Raw genomic sequence first — 15,620 nt, 5'->3', positions numbered from 1 at the left:
ACACTCAGACCTGCGGGTCGCCCACGTGCAGGATCTTCATGCCATTGGTGCCGCCAGTGGTGTGGTAGCTGTCGCCCTTGGTCAGGATGACCCAGTCGCCTTTCTCGACTACGCCGCGTTTGACCAGCTCGTCGATAGCCTTCTGGCTGACTTCGTTCGGTGCCAGCGAAGCCGGATCGAACGGAATGGTGTACACGCCACGGAACATCGCCGCGCGCGCCTGGGCTTCGCGGTGAGGGGTGAACGCGTAGATCGGCACCGAGGAACGGATGCGTGACATGATCAGCGGTGTGTAGCCACTTTCGGTCAGGGCGATGATCGCCTTTACGCCCGGGAAGTGGTTGGCGGTGTACATGGCGGCCAGGGCAATACTCTGGTCGCAGCTTTCGAACTCTTTGCCGATACGGTGGCTGGAGGTCTTGCTGGTCGGGTGCTTTTCGGCGCCGAGGCAGATACGCGCCATGGCCTGCACGGCTTCCAGCGGGTACGGGCCTGCGGCACTTTCAGCCGAGAGCATCACGGCGTCGGTGTAGTCGAGCACGGCGTTGGCCACGTCGGACACTTCGGCGCGGGTCGGCATCGGGTTCTGGATCATCGACTCCATCATCTGCGTCGCAACGATCACCGCTTTGTTGTGGCGGCGTGCGTGCAGGATGATCTTCTTCTGGATACCGATCAGCTCGGCATCGCCGATTTCCACGCCCAGGTCGCCACGGGCAACCATCACGGCGTCGGAAGCCTTGATCAGGCCGTCGAGGGTTTCGTCGTCGGCCACGGCTTCGGCGCGTTCGATCTTCGCCACCAGCCAGGCGGTACCACCGGCTTCGTCGCGCAGTTTACGTGCGTATTCCATGTCGGCGGCGTCGCGCGGGAAGGATACGGCGAGGTAGTCCACTTCCATTTCGGCGGCGAGCTTGATGTCGGCCTTGTCTTTTTCAGTCAGGGCCGGTGCGGTCAGGCCACCGCCGCGACGGTTGATGCCTTTGTGGTCGGACAGCGGGCCGCCGATGATCACGGTGCAATGCAGTTCGGTCGGGGTTGCGGTGTCGACGCGCATCACCACGCGGCCGTCGTCCAGCAGCAGTTCGTCGCCGACGCCGCAGTCCTTGACCAGATCCGGATAGTCGATGCCTACGACGTCCTGGGTGCCTTCGGTCAGCGGATGGCTGGTGGAGAAGGTGAATTTGTCACCGATCTTCAACTCGATCCGCTTGTTGGCGAATTTGGCGATACGGATTTTCGGGCCTTGCAGGTCACCCAGCAGCGCCACGAAGCGGCCGTGTTTGGCGGCCAGGTCACGCACCAGCTTGGCGCGAGCCTTGTGCTCGTCCGGGGTGCCGTGGGAGAAGTTCAGACGGGCAACGTCCAAACCAGCCAGAATCAGCTGTTCGAGGACTTCCGGCGAGTTGCTGGCCGGGCCAAGGGTGGCGACGATTTTGGTACGACGGACGGACATGCACAGACTCCTGAGTTCAAGCGCTGGGGAAGGCTACTATGCTCTTTCGTTGTAGTCATTGTTCGTTTGCACTACTTATCGACGATCGGTTTGTTTTTGCTGAGGATGGAAGGCAAACACCTTGAAGATTTTCGACCAGGGGTCGATACACTGCACAAGACAGGAGAACCCCCATGCGAATTTTGCTCGTTGCTGCCCTGGCCGTCAGTGTTGTCGGCTGCACCCGTTGGTCGATGGACCATCACTTGAACAACGCTTATCGCGCCTATGGGGTGGGTGACTGCGCGCGGGTCACCCTGGAATTGTCCCAGGTCGACCGTGAGAGCCGCACCCGTCGTTATGTGCAACCTGAGGTTTCGATGCTGCGCGGCCAGTGCCTGGAGCGGCAGAAGCTGTTCGTCGATGCCGCGCAAACCTATCAATTCATCATCAGCCAATACCCGGCAAGCGAATACGCTTACCGTGCCCGAGCCCGGCTCGATACCTTGCGCCAGCTGGGCCATACCTCTGGGGTGAGTGTGGCGCAACCTCGGCCGACGTCTTTGTGATGCTATTTGTCGCTTCATAACTGGCCGGTTTCCAGTCTTGGGTTATTCTTTGAATGTCTGTTTGTACAACTTTCTATTCAAAAGAATGCAAGGCCCGGATTCGGCAGCTGTTTTGTGACAACGAGCGCTTGTCACACCGATATCCAGGGAGAGCGAGCGCTGGGCTCGTTCCGAATCACTGGCTTTATTGGATGGCGAACTCAACATGTTTATCGAACGACGGATCGAACGGCATCAGCTGCCTTATTTTCTGCAGGTGTTCAATCGGCTTACGGACAAGCCAATCGGTTTTCTGGGCGACGTTTCTGAGGACGGGCTGATGCTGATCAGCCAGCTTCCGATGATGATCGGTGCAGATTTTGAGCTGTGCTTGAAAATTCCGGGGCCGGACGGCGAGTTCCAGGCTGTTAGCCTCACCGCAACGTGTTTGTGGAGCCATGAAGATGTCAACCCGCAGCATTACGACTCGGGTTTCCGCGTGCGTCAGGCGTGCGCAGAATACACACAGCTGATCAGCGCTTTGTTGCATTACTTCAGTTTCGATCCGTTGCAGGCATCTGCCTGACTATCTGCGTCTAGCCTGGTCGTATGCCTGTCTTCAGAACACGCCGGCTTTTTTCCAGCGCAGATAACGGGTCACTAGCGCGGCGCCCAACGTCGACGGCAAGCTGTCCAGCACTGCCAGCCCATGCGCACCCAGGCGATCATGCAGCTGGTTTCGCCGGTTTAGGTAGTCAACTGCGCCGCTGTAGGCCAGTGCTTCGGGTAGGGTTTGGACCGGGGCCTGGCGCAAGTGATCGAGTATTTCCTCTCGCAAGCTCGCGACCAGTACCCGGTGGTGTCGACCGATTCGCTGGATAGCCCCGAGCAGTGCTTCATCGTCTTCATCGCGCAGGTTGGTGACCACGATTACCAATGCGCGGCGTTTTTGCCGAGCCAGCAACTGGCTGGCGGCGGCCTCATAGTCGGCTGTCTGGCGTGTGCTTTGCAGGTCGTAGACCGCATTGAGCAAAACGTTCAACTGGCTGCTGCCCTTGACCGGCGCCAGGTAACGCGGTTGGTCGCCGGCAAAGGTACACAGACCTACCGCATCGCCCTGGCGCAAGGCGACATAACTCATCAGCAAGCAGGCATTCAGCGCGTGGTCGAAGTGGGACAACTCGTCATCCTGACTGCGCATGCGCCGGCCACAATCGAGCATGAATACAATCTGCTGGTCGCGCTCATCCTCATACTCGCGAGCAATCGGCGTGCGTTGGCGCGCCGTGGCTTTCCAGTCGATCTGACGCAGGCTGTCACCGTCGCGAAACTCGCGTAACTGATGAAACTCCAGGCCCGGCCCGCGCCGCTGGTGCTGACGTACGCCCAGTTGGCTCAGCCAGTTATCCACCCCCTGCAACTGCGCACCGGATAAACGGGCGAAATCCGGGTAGACGCGCGTGGCATCGCTGCCTTCGATCCAGCGCCGTGCCGACCACAATCCCAAGGGGCTGGGCACGTGGATTTCGCAGCGGCTGAAGCTGAAATGTCCACGTCGCACGGGGCGCACCCGATAACCCAGTTCGCCACGTTCGCCGGGGCGCAGCGGGATGGATTGGGGCAGGTTATCCACAACCAGTCCGTCGGGCACGTGATCGAACACCTGCGCGGTCAGCGGTTGTGGATAGTCATGTTCCAGTGACAGCCGCACTTCGCCCCAGCGCCCCAACGCCAGGCTGCCTGGCAGCGTCCTTTGCACGCGTGGGGACGGCCGGCGGCGCAACCTTAGGGCATCCAGCACCGACAGCAAAAGCAGGGCCAGCAGCAGGCCCCAGGCGATTGCGTGCAAGGCATCGGGCACCTTGAACTGCAACGCCACCGACATGCCCAGGAGGATATTGAGGGCTAGCAGCACACCCAGCCAGGTCAGGAACAGACGGGTCGGTTTCATGTCGGCGTTACTGCCTGGGTGCCGGGGTCTGGTCGAGCAACTGCATGATCACCTGATCCACCTCCAGGCCGTCGATGTCCAACTCGGGCGAAAGACGTACGCGATGACGCAGCACCGCCAGGGCGCAACCCTTGACGTCATCCGGAATCACGAATTCGCCCCCGCGCAACAGCGCCCGGGCACGGGCGCCGCGAACCAGGGCAATAGAGGCCCGTGGACCGGCACCGATGGCCAAGCCTCGCCAACTGCGCGTCGCTCGCGCCAGGCGCACGGCATAGTCGAGGACCTGTTCATCCAGGGGCATGCCGCTGGCGGTCTGCTGCATCTGCACCACGTCTTCGGCTTGCAGCACAGTGCGCAAGGGTTGCACATCGAGCATGTCGGCCCGTGACGAGCGGCTGACTTCGCGCACCATGTCCAACTCTTGTTGTGCGTCGGGATAATCCATGCGGACCTTGAGCATGAATCGGTCCAGCTCGGCCTCGGGCAAGGGGTAGGTGCCTTCCTGCTCGATGGGGTTCTGGGTGGCCAGCACCATGAACGGCGCGCCGATGGGCAAAGCTTCGCCCTCCAGAGTGACCTGGCGCTCCTGCATGGCTTCGAGCAGTGCCGCCTGGGTCTTGGCCGGGGCACGGTTGATTTCGTCGGCGAGCAGCAGGTGAGTGAATACCGGCCCCTTGCGCAGCTTGAACTGTTCGGTCTGCAGGTCGTACACCGCGTGGCCGGTGACATCACTGGGCATCAGGTCCGGGGTGAACTGGATGCGCGCGAAGTCGCCGCCAAAGCAACGGGCCAACGCCCGCACCAGCAACGTCTTGCCCAGGCCGGGAACGCCCTCGAGCAACACATGGCCACCGGCGATCAATGCGGTGAGTACGTCGTCGATCACGGCGTCCTGGCCAATGACCGCCTTGCGCAACTCAACGCGCAGGGCCTGGGCCTGTTGGCTGGCGGATTGAAGACGTTGTTCGGTGGTCAGGGCATCGGCCATTGGAGAGTCGCTCATAGGGCATTCCTGAGGGTTTGCAGGCACGCCACCTGGCGGCTGAAGTCCGCGCTGGAGAGCCGTTTCAGCGTCGGTGCGCCGAGTGCCTGGCTGATGATATGAGAGGGTTGTCGCGTCAGGCGTTCCAGCACCTGCCATTGTTCGGCCGTGTCGAGGTGTTCGAAGCCGGGGTGACGCCGTCGAGCGGTGCGCAGCAGGTCCTGCTGCAAGGCTTGCAGCAGTGTGCCTTGGCCGTTGCGGCGTAGCAGGAAGTCGGCGCTGGCGCGCAAATGCTCTTGCAGTTGTCGCCGTGCCTTGGGCGCGGTCGCCTGGATCGGGCCCTGGCGCATGCCGGCTTGCCAGAGCGCCAGCGCAATCAGAGCTGCAAGCGCGACGAGGGCCTGGGGAAAATAGCGGATTAACAGGGTGAGCAGGTTGTCCACGTCGCTGTTGAACAGCAAGGTTACGTCAGTGCCCTGGGTCAGGTACCACAGCAGCCAGGCGTTGTCGTGTTTGCCGATGCCTGGGGTTTTCCACAGGTCGCTGTCGGTAATCACCGTGACGCGGCCTGACCCAAGGTCAACTTGCATCAAATGGCTGGACTTGGCGCTGTTGGCTGAAAACTGCGCCAAGTGCTTGGGGTCGGTAAGGTTGAAGTCGGTGTCGAAACTGAAGTACGCCGGCGCGGTTTCATTGTCGACATACAGTTTGGTGAGGTCCGGCGCGACTTTTTTGCGCGGTGGCGCCGGCTCGTCGAAGTCATCACTCAAGGACTGGCGCAGATTGAGACGATCGAGCAACAAATCGCCGCTTTTTCCAGTCTCGTCATCCCATAACGCTTCGGCCACCAGTAGCAGGTGGCCGCCGGCTTTTGTCCATGCCAGCAGCTGTTCAACCTGGCGCGGGGTCATGTTGCTGCGCTCCCCCAGCAACAGCAGGCTATGGCCGGTGGCGGGCAGGTCGGCCAGGCGCTCAAGTCCATTGGCGTGCGCTACCGCCACGCCTTGCCCGCGCAGGAAATGCTCGGCCGCCAGGTAAGGATTCGCCAGTGCCTGCGGCGATGGGCCGCGATCCACGACTTCCTCATAGGGAATTGCCTTGTGCCAGGCATACAGGCCACCTACTCCTAACAGGCAAGCCAGCAGCAGCGCCATCCAGACTAAGGGTCGGTTCATTGGCTCGCTCCGCCACTGAAGAGTGCGCGCCAGTCGCTGCAGAGCTTTTGCTGGGCGGCGTCGGGAGGCAAGCGGTGGCCATAGGCGAGGTTTTGCCAGTGACGGGTCAACTCGTGACTGAATGCCAGCAACTGCGGATGCTGCAAAGGGTGAATGCGCTCCAGTACCTGGCCCTCGGTGTCGGCACTTTTGAGCGGCAGGTTGAACTCATGCAGCAGCCGGCTGAGCAGGCCGCGATAGAGCAGGCCAAGGGCCTCTCTCGGTTGGTTGGGCCATAGCTGTTCGGCGGCGCTGGCGATGTCGTCGGGCAATGTTTCGACCCCCACGTCCAGCCCGAACAACTGGGCCGGCGCAGGTTTTGCGGCTTTGGGATGAGGTCGCCGTCTGCGGCTGACAAACGTGCGCAGCCATTCACGGTAGCGCCACACCACCAAGGCCAGCCCGCCAATCACCAGGGCCCATAGCAGTATCTCCAGGCCTTGGGCCACGTGCTTGAAGGTGTTGCTGTTGAGGTTATCAAGCAAGTGCTGGAGCCACCCAGGCAGCTTGCCGTCGCCTTGGGCTTTGCGGCCAGTGGCGGGTTTTTCCTCGCCAAAACGATAACGGGTCACGGTTTCTGGGTTCTTGAACGGCGGCTTTTCCAGCAATGCCTTGATCGATTGGCTGGCCGCCTGGGTGCTGAGGGACTTTGAATCAGGTATTTCATCGGCCATCGCCGATGAACTCAGTTGCACCAGTGCCAGCCCGACGGCTATCAACAACAGCGGCGCCACACTGCTCAGACGTTGGCGCAACCTTCGAAACACCAGTTCAAGGTCCCAGGCTTCCAGTACGGTGCGACGGTTCAAATACAGGCTGAAGCCGCAGGCGACGTAGATGGGTTCCCAGAACACGAGGATCAACGCATAGAAGGCATTGCTCAGGTGTTCCAGCCATAGCCCCTGCGGGCCTGTCGCCAGTGCCAGGCGCTGCCAGTCCCAATCCAGTTCGACCTGCTCCGGGATGAATAGATAGAACAGCGCCATACAACCGAACCACAGACCGATTTCCAGATGCACTCCGATGATCGTCAACCAGCGCGCGGCGCCCGCATTGCGCTGTTGCAGTACGCCCAGGCGCTGCTGACGAGCTTGACCCTCCAGGCCTTCGAGCTGACTTACTGGCAGCACTAAGCTGCGGCTCAAGCTCAGCCGACGCCAGGTCAGGCTGGCGAGCAGTTGCCCCTTGAGCAGGCGTGGCCACTGTCGAACGGCCTGTTTCAGGCTGGGCGTTTCACCAAACAGGGCCTTGGAAAGAATGTACAACGGCAAGCGCTCGAACGCGGGCTTCAGCCACCAGAACACGAATATGGCGTAAGACGGGTACTGCCACAGCAGCGCAGTGAGCAGGGTGAACACAGGCAGGCTTACCAGTGCCCAACTGCTCATCAGCAATGCCCGATGTTCCCCGGCCATCAGCACGCCAAGGTCCATGGCTTCCCAGGAGGTGCGCGGGCGGATGACCACGCTTGAGTCAGTCAGGCGCATGGTAAGTCCGGCCGGCGAAGATCAGGTAGGCGGCCACCAGCAGCCAAAGTGCGCTGCCCACGAGGTATTTGATCCAAGGTGCAACGGTCGTGGTGGACGACCAGTAGGCTTCGACGAACGCTGCGATCAGCAGGAATATCATGACCCCGCAGAGCATCTGCACGCTTTTGCGGGCTGCCAGGCGCAGGGATTCGCTACGTGCCAGTGGCCCTGGAGCGATCAGCGACCAGCCCAGTTGCAGGCCTGCTGCACCGGCCAGAGCAATGGCGCTGAGTTCGAAGGCGCCATGACCGATCACAAATGACCAGAACGTCTGGCCGTAGCCGATTTCACTGAGGTACCCGCAGACCGCCCCGATGGTCAATCCGTTGAATACCAGGAAGAACACGCTGCCCAGGCCGAACAGCAAACCGGCGGCAAAGGTCTGGAAGGCGATGCCGATGTTGTGCATCACGTAATAGCCAAACATCATCCAGTCTTCGCTGGAGGCGCGTTCGGCCGCGCGCCCCAGGCGGCTCGCGGCGGGGTCGTACATGCTTTGCATCTCGGCCACCTGTTGCGGGCTGACAATGCTGTAGATCAGGTCGGGGAACAGGTAGACCAGCAAAGCGATACCCAGCAGGCTGCCGAAGAACAGCAGGCTGGCGACCAGTACGAAGCGCCACTGTTCGCGCACCAGGCGCGGGAAGCCGGCCAGGACGAAGGCCAGTACGTTCGCCGTCGTTTGGCTGCGATGACGATACAGTTGCTGGTGGCCGCGCAGCGCCAGTTGTTGCAGGCGGTCCACCAGGTAACTGCTGTAGCCGCGCTCCTGGGCCACGGCCAGGTGTTGGCATAGGCGTCGATAGTGATAAGGGAAGTCGGATACCTCGCAGGCTTTGCCTCGCTCCAACTGTTGCAGCTGTTCGGCGAAGGTTTCCCATTGCGGCTGGTGACGGCTTTCGAAAAGGCTCTGCTTCATGTCGGCCCCAACAAGCCATGGGCCACACCGTTGAGTTGCTCCACGGCGCGAGCCGGAGACACCTGCAAGGGCGCGGCGAGGATTGCAGCCAGTTCCTGCACCCGTTCGGCAGACAGCTCAGCCTGGCGTTCGGCGAAACCGAGTATGGCTCGCTGTTCGCTCAGGTCCAGTGCAAAGGGCAAGCGCAGGGCGGCGGCCGGGGGGATGCGTGGGCGGGCCAGCGACTGTTCGCGGTAGACCACCAGCGTACCCGCAGCCAGGTCGCCGAGCCGCTTGAAATGCGGATGCTGCAGGCAACTGACGGCGCCGAAGAAGTAGCCGAAGGGCAGCATGTCGACAAAGCGCAGCAGGTTGCGGATCAGCGATGCCGACCAGCCGATGGGGGTGCCGTCGTCCTGCACCACGCGCAGGCCCATGACCTGCTTGCCGGGGGAGCAGCCCTGATTGAGCACTTCGAACAGCACCATGTACCACCAACTGACCAGAAACAGCAGCAGCGAGCCCAAGCCGAGCCCGAGGTTGCCCAGCAGCGCCAGGGGCACAAGCAGGATGCCCATGATCACGCCACGCACGAGCAGGTCGAAGGCAAACGCCAATGCCCTTGGCGGCAGGCCGGCGGGGCGCAAGGGCAGGTCGATACCCTCCGGGGTCTCGATCTGGTAGCAGGTATCCAAAGGGGCTATTGGCATTGCGGTCCTTGGCAGTGCGAAGCGACTGAGAGAGACGGATGCTAGCAGTGTCGAGGCTGGAAGCAACCCTTCAAGATTTAACTGGATGTTTGTACAGTAAGGTATCGCTGGCCCCTGACACCTTTCAGCGCCTAGACTTTGCCGGTCTTCAGCACAGGAACAGCCCGTGACCTCCATTTTCTGGTACGACTATGAAACCACCGGGATCAACCCGCGCAGCGATCGCCCGCTGCAGGTAGCCGGCATTCGTACCGACCTCGAGCTCAACGAAGTCGGCCCGCCGATCAACCTTTATTGTCAGCCCAGCGACGATATCCTGCCCCATCCGGCGGCGTGTGCGATCACCGGGATTACCCCGCAGGTGCTGGCGCAGAAGGGCCTTAGCGAAGCGGATTTCATGACGCGGGTGCACGCTGAACTGTCTGCGCCCGGTACGTGCGGCGCGGGTTACAACACCTTGCGATTCGACGACGAAATGACGCGCTACAGCCTGTACCGCAATTTTTTCGACCCTTATGCGCGTGAGTGGCAGGGCGGTAACAGTCGCTGGGATTTGATCGATGTGATGCGCACCGCGTATGCCCTGCGACCGGAAGGGATTGTGTGGCCCGAGCAAGACGGGCGCGTGACGCTCAAGCTTGAGCGCTTGACCGAGGCCAATGGCATCGACCACGGCCAGGCTCATGATGCGTTGTCTGACGTACGCGCAACCATTGCCCTGGCGCGGTTGGTGCGGGACAAACAACCCAAACTGTATGAATGGTTGTTCCAGTTGCGCAGCAAGCAACGGGTAATGGACCAGGTGCGATTGTTGCAGCCGATGGTGCACATTTCCGGACGCTTCAGCGCCGAGCGTCATTATCTTGGAGTCGTATTGCCTTTGGCGTGGCACCCGCGCAATCGCAATGCATTGATTGTCTGCGACCTGGGGCTCGACCCGCAGGGCCTGCTCGAGCTGGATGCCGACATGTTGCGCGAACGCCTTTATACGCGCCGCGATCAACTGGCGGAAGGTGAGCTGCCGGTGCCTTTGAAGTTGTTGCACATCAATCGCTGCCCGGTCGTCGCGCCCTTGAAGGTGCTGCGGGCCGAAGATCGCGAGCGGCTGCAATTGGATATGGACGTTTATCAGGCGCGCGCGCTGCGACTAACTGACGCACAGGAAGTTTGGCGTGACAAGTTGGCGAGCATTTATACCGAGGAGGAATTTGCGGCGAACGAGGATCCGGAGCAGCAGCTCTACGACGGTTTTATCGGCGACCGTGACCGGCGTTTATGTGAACAAGTTCGCATGGCAGAGCCGGTTCAATTAGGACGTCAGCAATGGCCCTTCGATGATCGTCGTTTGCCGGAATTATTATTTCGCTACCGCGCGCGTAACTTTCCTGAAACCTTGAGCATTGAGGAACAAGAGCGCTGGAGACTTTTCTGTCAGCAACGTTTGTCAGACCCGGCGTGGGGCGCACCCAATACCTTGATGGCATTTAAGCTTGCGCGTGAGGAGTTGGAAAACAGTGCGACTTCGTTCCAGCGCCAGGTACTGGGTGAGTGGCAGGACTATGCCGACTCTTTAGCGGCTCGCCTGAATCTGTAGCGGGCAACTGCAAAAAAACCAGACAATAAAAAACGCCAGCAAGCTGGCGTTTTTAATGTGTTGCGTATCGGGTGTGAATCCGACCAGGCTTAGCCCAGCAGGGTAGCCCAACCTTCAACCACGTCACCGCCCCACTTGGCTTTCCACTCTTTTCAGAGTCTTGTGATTGCCACCTTTGGTTTCAATCACTTCACCGTTGTGCGGGTTTTTGTATTGCTTGACCTTGCGAGCACGTTTGGTGCCGGTAGTTTTCACAGCGCCGCGCGGTGCTTTAACTTTCGATTCCGGATCGAGCAGCGCGATGATGTCACGCAGGGATTTGGAGTATTCGCCCATCAGGGTGCGCAGTTTGCCTTCGAATTCCAGCTCGGTTTTCAGCTTGTCGTCTTGCGACAGGTTCTTCAAACGGGCTTGCAGCTCTTTGATAGCTTCTTCGGTGGCGCGATATTCGTTGATCAGAGACATGTGGACTACCTTATGTAGAACGCTGATTGACAGGGTGAGTGGCCTAATAATAGTCAGGCAATTTGATCAAGTAAACATTTAACCGGCTATTTAGGTGAATTACATTGAATGTTTGCGGCTGCGCTCTGCAATCGAGTTAATTATCAGGCGAGCCGCTAACAACAATTGCCTTAATGCTGCTAAGTGCCGAGTTAACCCGGGCACGGGCATATACCGGTGGTAAAACCTTACGCTATTAAGGGCTGTTGCTGTCGTTGGGGTTCAGAATAAGGCGCAAGGAGTACTGCAGTTTTTCTGCGCAATCGCTAGAATGGCGGCCTTTGTGAAGTTCTGGAGTTTCCCCCTAATGCGCACTTTTCGGCTGGTGATTGCTTGCCCGGACCGGGTTGGCATCGTTGCCAAGGTCAGTAACTTTCTGGCTTCTCATAACGGTTGGATCACCGAGGCGAGCCATCACTCGGATGATCTCAGCGGTTGGTTTTTCATGCGTCACGAAATCCGTGCCGATACATTGCCTTTTGGTCTGGAAGCCTTTCGCGAGGCGTTTGCGCCGATCGCCGAAGAGTTTTCGATGACCTGGCACATCACCGACACCGAGCAGAAAAAACGCGTCGTCCTGATGGCCAGCCGTGAATCCCATTGCCTGGCGGACCTTCTGCACCGCTGGCACAGCGATGAACTCGACTGCGAGATCGCCTGTGTGATCTCCAACCACGATGACCTGCGCAGCATGGTCGAATGGCATGGCATCCCGTATTACCACGTGCCGGTCAACCCGCAGGACAAGGAGCCTGCCTTCGCCGAGGTGTCCCGCCTGGTCAAACAGCACGACGCCGACGTGGTGGTGCTGGCGCGCTACATGCAGATCCTGCCGCCGGAACTGTGCCGCGAATACGCCGGCAAGGTGATCAATATTCACCACAGCTTCCTGCCTTCGTTCGTGGGTGCCAAGCCTTATCACCAGGCGTCCCTGCGCGGCGTGAAGTTGATCGGCGCGACCTGCCACTATGTCACCGAAGAACTGGACGCCGGTCCGATCATCGAGCAGGACGTGGTTCGTGTCAGCCACAGCGACAGCATCGAAGACATGGTGCGTTTCGGTCGTGACGTCGAGAAGATGGTGCTGGCGCGCGGTTTGCGGTATCACTTGGAAGATCGCGTGTTGGTGCACGGCAACAAGACCGTGGTGTTCTGATCAGCGCGTTGTGATTGAACAAGCAGGGGCCCGGGAGTAAAACTCTACGGGCCCTTTTTTATGTTCAGGAGCCGACCATGACTGATCCACTCGACAAGGCGACATCCAGGCCACCCGCTACAGTGGGCGAGGGGTGTCTGAGTCGCTACGACCCGGACGCGCTGGGCGCCGATGACGGTACTGAATTTCCGGGCGCTGCCCAGTTGTGGGAGCAGTTGCAGGAACCCGAGAAGCCGCCCGCGGCCCCTGGAAAAGACGCTTGAGCAGCGGTTTGCCTACCATCAACAGAAACACAGGCGCACCGGCCAGCAGATAGAAGTAGTAGGTCACTGCGCGCCAGATCAGAATCGCCGCCGCTGCCGTGGATTTGCCCACCATGGGCGCCAGCAAGGCCGCCGACGTTAACTCCGCCGCCCCGGCCCCGCCGGGCAACAGGCTGAATTGACCTGCGGTCAAGGACAGCATCTGGATCAGGAAACTCCAGGCCCACTGCACATCACCCCCCAGCCCTCTTAGCGCCAGGTACAACACGCTGTAGCGTATCAGCCAATGCAGGCTGGTCAGCGCAAACACGCCGAGCAGCGTGGGCCAGGGCAATTTCAGCGTCTGGGTGAATGCCGCGAGGAAGCGCAGCAACTGGCGGGCCCAGCGCCGACGCGTGCCGACGCGCACATGCAGGGCCTTGAGCACCCGCCCGGCCAGGCGAATCAGCCGGCGGTGAAAGCGCACTACCATCAGGCAACCGACGACGCCACCGATCATCGACACCGCACTGACCCCCAGCAGCCACTCCAGGCGCGGGCTGAGGCTATGGAACAACGCGTACAGCACGATGCCCAGCAGTGCGCAGAGGAAAAACAGCAAGTCACTCAATTGGTCCATGGCAAACACCGCGCTGCCGTGGGCAGGCCGTATGCCATTGCGCGCCAGCAGGCCCATCAGCGTCAGCGGCCCACCGCTACCGCCCGGCGTCGCGCACATGGCGAACTCGGTCGATATCACCACGCCCAGGCTTTTGCGCCATCCCAACTTGCCTCGCTGTTCGCCCAGCAACAAGCGAATGCGCAGGCTGTTGATCAACCAGCAGCCGATGATCATGGCAAACATCCCCAGTAACTGGGGCAGCGGAAACTGCCGCAGCCGTGCCATGGTTTCGCCGCCACCCAGCCACACCGGAATCACCACGGCGACCAACAGCGCCAGCAGGAGCCAGATCAGCCGGCGCATGGCAGCGTCGACAGCCAAGCGACCTTGGTGTGTGGCGTGCGGCCGTCGTCGAGCAGTCGTTGCAGGGTGTGCAGCCAGTAATTGCGCGAGAACGCATGGCGCATGTCCACGGGGTGCAACCCCAGACGGATCACCGGGGCTGTCTGCCAGCGCTGCTCGCGCCGATCACTGAGCACTTTGGACAGGCCCCGGCGCCACGCACTGCGAGCGCTCCACACCAGGCCCGGCGCATGGACGGGCGTGAAGTCAGGCAGGCGATACAGATGCTGCGGATCGCTGGTATAGCTCAGCGGTAACTGGCGCAGCGCCAGTCGGGTGCCCTGGCTCATCAACCAGGCGGGTGCCACGAACCCGTGCAGCGGCCAGTCATTACGCTGGAATACTTCAATGCCGTCAGTCAGGCGCAGTAACGCCTCGGCCTCGGACAGCTGGTAAAACTCGCCTTCATGGGTATAGATGCGCCGCATGAACCACTCTTTTGGCGTACGTGGCCGAGGTTGTTCGTCGCAGTGGTAATAACCGTGCAAGGCGAGTTCATCGCCGCGGGCTACGCGGCTATCCAGCAGGCGGCGGAAGTCACCGTGGGCGGCGAGGGCGTTATGGTGATGAAAGTCCGGGACCACCAGCCAGGTGATAGGGACATCGCCCAGCGCATCGACGGCCTCGACAAAAGGTCGGTAATCGGCCCAAGTGCTCGGCGCCACATCATGCAGCACCAGCATTACCGAACGTTCAGCCATGGGCGAGCATCGGTTTGTGAGTACCCAGCACGGCGTGGTAGTGCCCCAGCAGGCTGTCCACCACCGCATCCCACGCGTAATGCTGTTCCACATGGCGCCGAGCCTGTTCCCCAAGGCGGCGACTGTCGGCGCCGAACAGTTCGCGGACCGCATCGGCCATGGCTTTTGGGTTGTTGGGCGCGCAAAGCAGACCGCAGCGCTCGTCGACAATCTCGGTGAAAGCGCCTGCCGCAACGGCGACCACCGGGATGCCACAGGCCATGGCTTCCAGAATGACCAGGCCAAAGGTTTCCTGGTCGCCACCATGCAGCAGCGCATCGGCACTGGCCATTAAGCGAGCAACATGCTGGGCCGGGCGGAAGCCGTCGACCACGGTGACGTTGTCCGGCACGCTGGCCGGCATACCGGAGCCCACCAGCAGCAGGTGGTAACCTTCGCCCAGGCGTTTCATGCAATTGAGCAGCACCGGCAGGTTTTTTTCTTTGGAACCACGGCCGGCGAAAATCAGCAGCCGGGTGTCTTCATCGATCCCCAGTTCGGCGCGCAGGCCGGGGTCGCGCACGGCGGGGGTGAAGGTTTGCAGGTCAACGCCCAATGGCTGTACGAAGACGTTTTTCACCCCAAGCCCGCTGAGTTTGTCGGCCATCACCTGGCTGGGGGCCAGTACCCGGTCAAAATTCCCATAGAGTTTGCTGACATAAGCTTCGACGTTGGGGGTAAACCAGGCGCCCATGCGGTTGCGCACCAGCAGCGGAAGGTCGGAGTGATAAAAGCCGATGACCGGTACGTCGAGCTGGCGCCGGGCGTCCAGGGCGGCCCAGGCGGTCAGGTACGGATCGCCGACTTCGATCAGATCAGGCTGTAAATCGTGCAGGACGTTTCGCCAAGGCGCCAGGCGCAGGGGGAAGCGGTAGCCTTTGCCGAAGGGCAGCGGCGGCGCCGGCACCTCGAAGATACCGTCTCGCTCGCTCAAGTGGGCCCCAGGCACCAGCAGGCTGTGGCGAATGCCAGGCTTGAGCGCCAGGCGCCGGTGCTTGGCGTCCAGATAAGTGCGTACGCCACCGCTGGCCGGGGCGTAGAACATGGTTATGTCAGCGATATGCACGATGAACATCCCTCCGATCCATTG

General features: G+C 60.9%; 14 protein-coding genes and 1 pseudogene. 4 read left to right on the top strand and 11 right to left on the bottom strand.

Annotated features, from left to right (window positions below; all coding sequences use genetic code 11):
- Window positions 1-4 precede the first annotated feature (4 nt).
- Window positions 5-1,456: a pyruvate kinase gene (gene pyk, locus QF045_RS24795; protein WP_124388010.1), complete on the bottom strand. Its 1,452-nt coding sequence runs from the start codon at window positions 1,454-1,456 to the stop codon at window positions 5-7.
- Between the two features lie 173 nt (window positions 1,457-1,629).
- On the opposite strand from pyk, the gene QF045_RS24790 reads away from it, so the two are divergent.
- Together QF045_RS24790 and QF045_RS24785 are read left to right on the top strand one after the other, a co-directional pair.
- Window positions 1,630-2,004 carry a tol-pal system YbgF family protein gene (locus tag QF045_RS24790; RefSeq protein WP_306494437.1) on the top strand — a complete coding sequence of 125 codons (375 nt, stop codon included), beginning with the start codon at window positions 1,630-1,632 and terminating at the stop codon, window positions 2,002-2,004.
- Window positions 2,005-2,209: 205 nt separating this feature from the next.
- Entirely contained in the window at window positions 2,210-2,569 is a 360-nt protein-coding gene (locus QF045_RS24785; protein ID WP_306494436.1) for a PilZ domain-containing protein, read from the top strand.
- A 33-nt stretch (window positions 2,570-2,602) separates the two neighbouring features.
- On the opposite strand, the gene QF045_RS24780 is transcribed toward QF045_RS24785, so the two are convergent.
- The 6 genes from QF045_RS24780 to QF045_RS24755 are packed head-to-tail and all read right to left on the bottom strand — an operon-like array spanning window position 2,603 to window position 9,270.
- The gene (locus QF045_RS24780; protein ID WP_306494435.1) at window positions 2,603-3,934 is read right to left on the bottom strand and encodes a DUF58 domain-containing protein; all 1,332 of its coding nucleotides are present in this window, start codon (window positions 3,932-3,934) and stop codon (window positions 2,603-2,605) included.
- A gap of 7 nt (window positions 3,935-3,941) precedes the next feature.
- Window positions 3,942-4,940: a MoxR family ATPase gene (locus QF045_RS24775; RefSeq protein ID WP_306494434.1), complete on the bottom strand. Its 999-nt coding sequence runs from the start codon at window positions 4,938-4,940 to the stop codon at window positions 3,942-3,944.
- Complete coding sequence (locus QF045_RS24770) at window positions 4,937-6,094, bottom strand: DUF4350 domain-containing protein (RefSeq protein WP_306494433.1); 1,158 nt, start codon at window positions 6,092-6,094, stop codon at window positions 4,937-4,939. Before QF045_RS24770 ends, QF045_RS24775 begins: the two co-directional genes overlap by 4 nt.
- Window positions 6,091-7,620, bottom strand: coding sequence for a DUF4129 domain-containing protein (locus tag QF045_RS24765; RefSeq protein ID WP_306494432.1), 1,530 nt, complete (start codon window positions 7,618-7,620; stop codon window positions 6,091-6,093). The genes QF045_RS24770 and QF045_RS24765 overlap by 4 nt, the downstream gene beginning before the upstream one ends.
- Window positions 7,607-8,581 carry a stage II sporulation protein M gene (locus QF045_RS24760; protein ID WP_306494431.1) on the bottom strand — a complete coding sequence of 325 codons (975 nt, stop codon included), beginning with the start codon at window positions 8,579-8,581 and terminating at the stop codon, window positions 7,607-7,609. Before QF045_RS24760 ends, QF045_RS24765 begins: the two co-directional genes overlap by 14 nt.
- Window positions 8,578-9,270, bottom strand: coding sequence for an RDD family protein (locus QF045_RS24755; RefSeq protein ID WP_306494430.1), 693 nt, complete (start codon window positions 9,268-9,270; stop codon window positions 8,578-8,580). The genes QF045_RS24760 and QF045_RS24755 overlap by 4 nt, the downstream gene beginning before the upstream one ends.
- Before the next feature lie 166 nt (window positions 9,271-9,436).
- On the opposite strand from QF045_RS24755, the gene sbcB reads away from it, so the two are divergent.
- Entirely contained in the window at window positions 9,437-10,864 is a 1,428-nt protein-coding gene (gene sbcB, locus QF045_RS24750; RefSeq protein WP_306494429.1) for an exodeoxyribonuclease I, read from the top strand.
- Between the two features lie 89 nt (window positions 10,865-10,953).
- On the opposite strand, the pseudogene mvaT reads toward sbcB, so the two are convergent.
- Window positions 10,954-11,329: pseudogene (gene mvaT / locus QF045_RS24745) on the bottom strand (histone-like nucleoid-structuring protein MvaT).
- 346 nt (window positions 11,330-11,675) lie between these two features.
- On the opposite strand from mvaT, the gene purU reads away from it, so the two are divergent.
- A complete protein-coding gene (gene purU / locus QF045_RS24740) occupies window positions 11,676-12,524 on the top strand; it encodes a formyltetrahydrofolate deformylase (RefSeq protein ID WP_019821236.1) in 849 nt (282 codons plus the stop codon).
- Between the two features lie 117 nt (window positions 12,525-12,641).
- Here purU and QF045_RS24735 read toward each other — a convergent pair whose 3' ends face one another.
- Genes QF045_RS24735 through QF045_RS24725 form a run of 3 tightly spaced genes read right to left on the bottom strand, consistent with a single transcriptional unit; the run spans window position 12,642 to window position 15,596 of the window.
- Window positions 12,642-13,751, bottom strand: a complete 1,110-nt coding sequence (locus QF045_RS24735; RefSeq protein WP_306494428.1) for a lysylphosphatidylglycerol synthase transmembrane domain-containing protein — start codon at window positions 13,749-13,751, stop codon at window positions 12,642-12,644.
- Entirely contained in the window at window positions 13,739-14,491 is a 753-nt protein-coding gene (locus QF045_RS24730) for a polysaccharide deacetylase family protein (RefSeq protein ID WP_306494427.1), read from the bottom strand. The genes QF045_RS24735 and QF045_RS24730 overlap by 13 nt, the downstream gene beginning before the upstream one ends.
- Window positions 14,484-15,596, bottom strand: coding sequence for a glycosyltransferase family 1 protein (locus QF045_RS24725; protein ID WP_306494957.1), 1,113 nt, complete (start codon window positions 15,594-15,596; stop codon window positions 14,484-14,486). Before QF045_RS24725 ends, QF045_RS24730 begins: the two co-directional genes overlap by 8 nt.
- Window positions 15,597-15,620: the final 24 nt, after the last annotated feature.

This window comes from Pseudomonas sp. W4I3 (assembly GCF_030816195.1).
In the GTDB taxonomy this organism is placed as follows: Bacteria; Pseudomonadota; Gammaproteobacteria; order Pseudomonadales; family Pseudomonadaceae; genus Aquipseudomonas.
The sequence above is the reverse complement of the archived record's forward strand: the minus strand, read 5'-3'. Positions and strand labels throughout refer to the sequence as shown.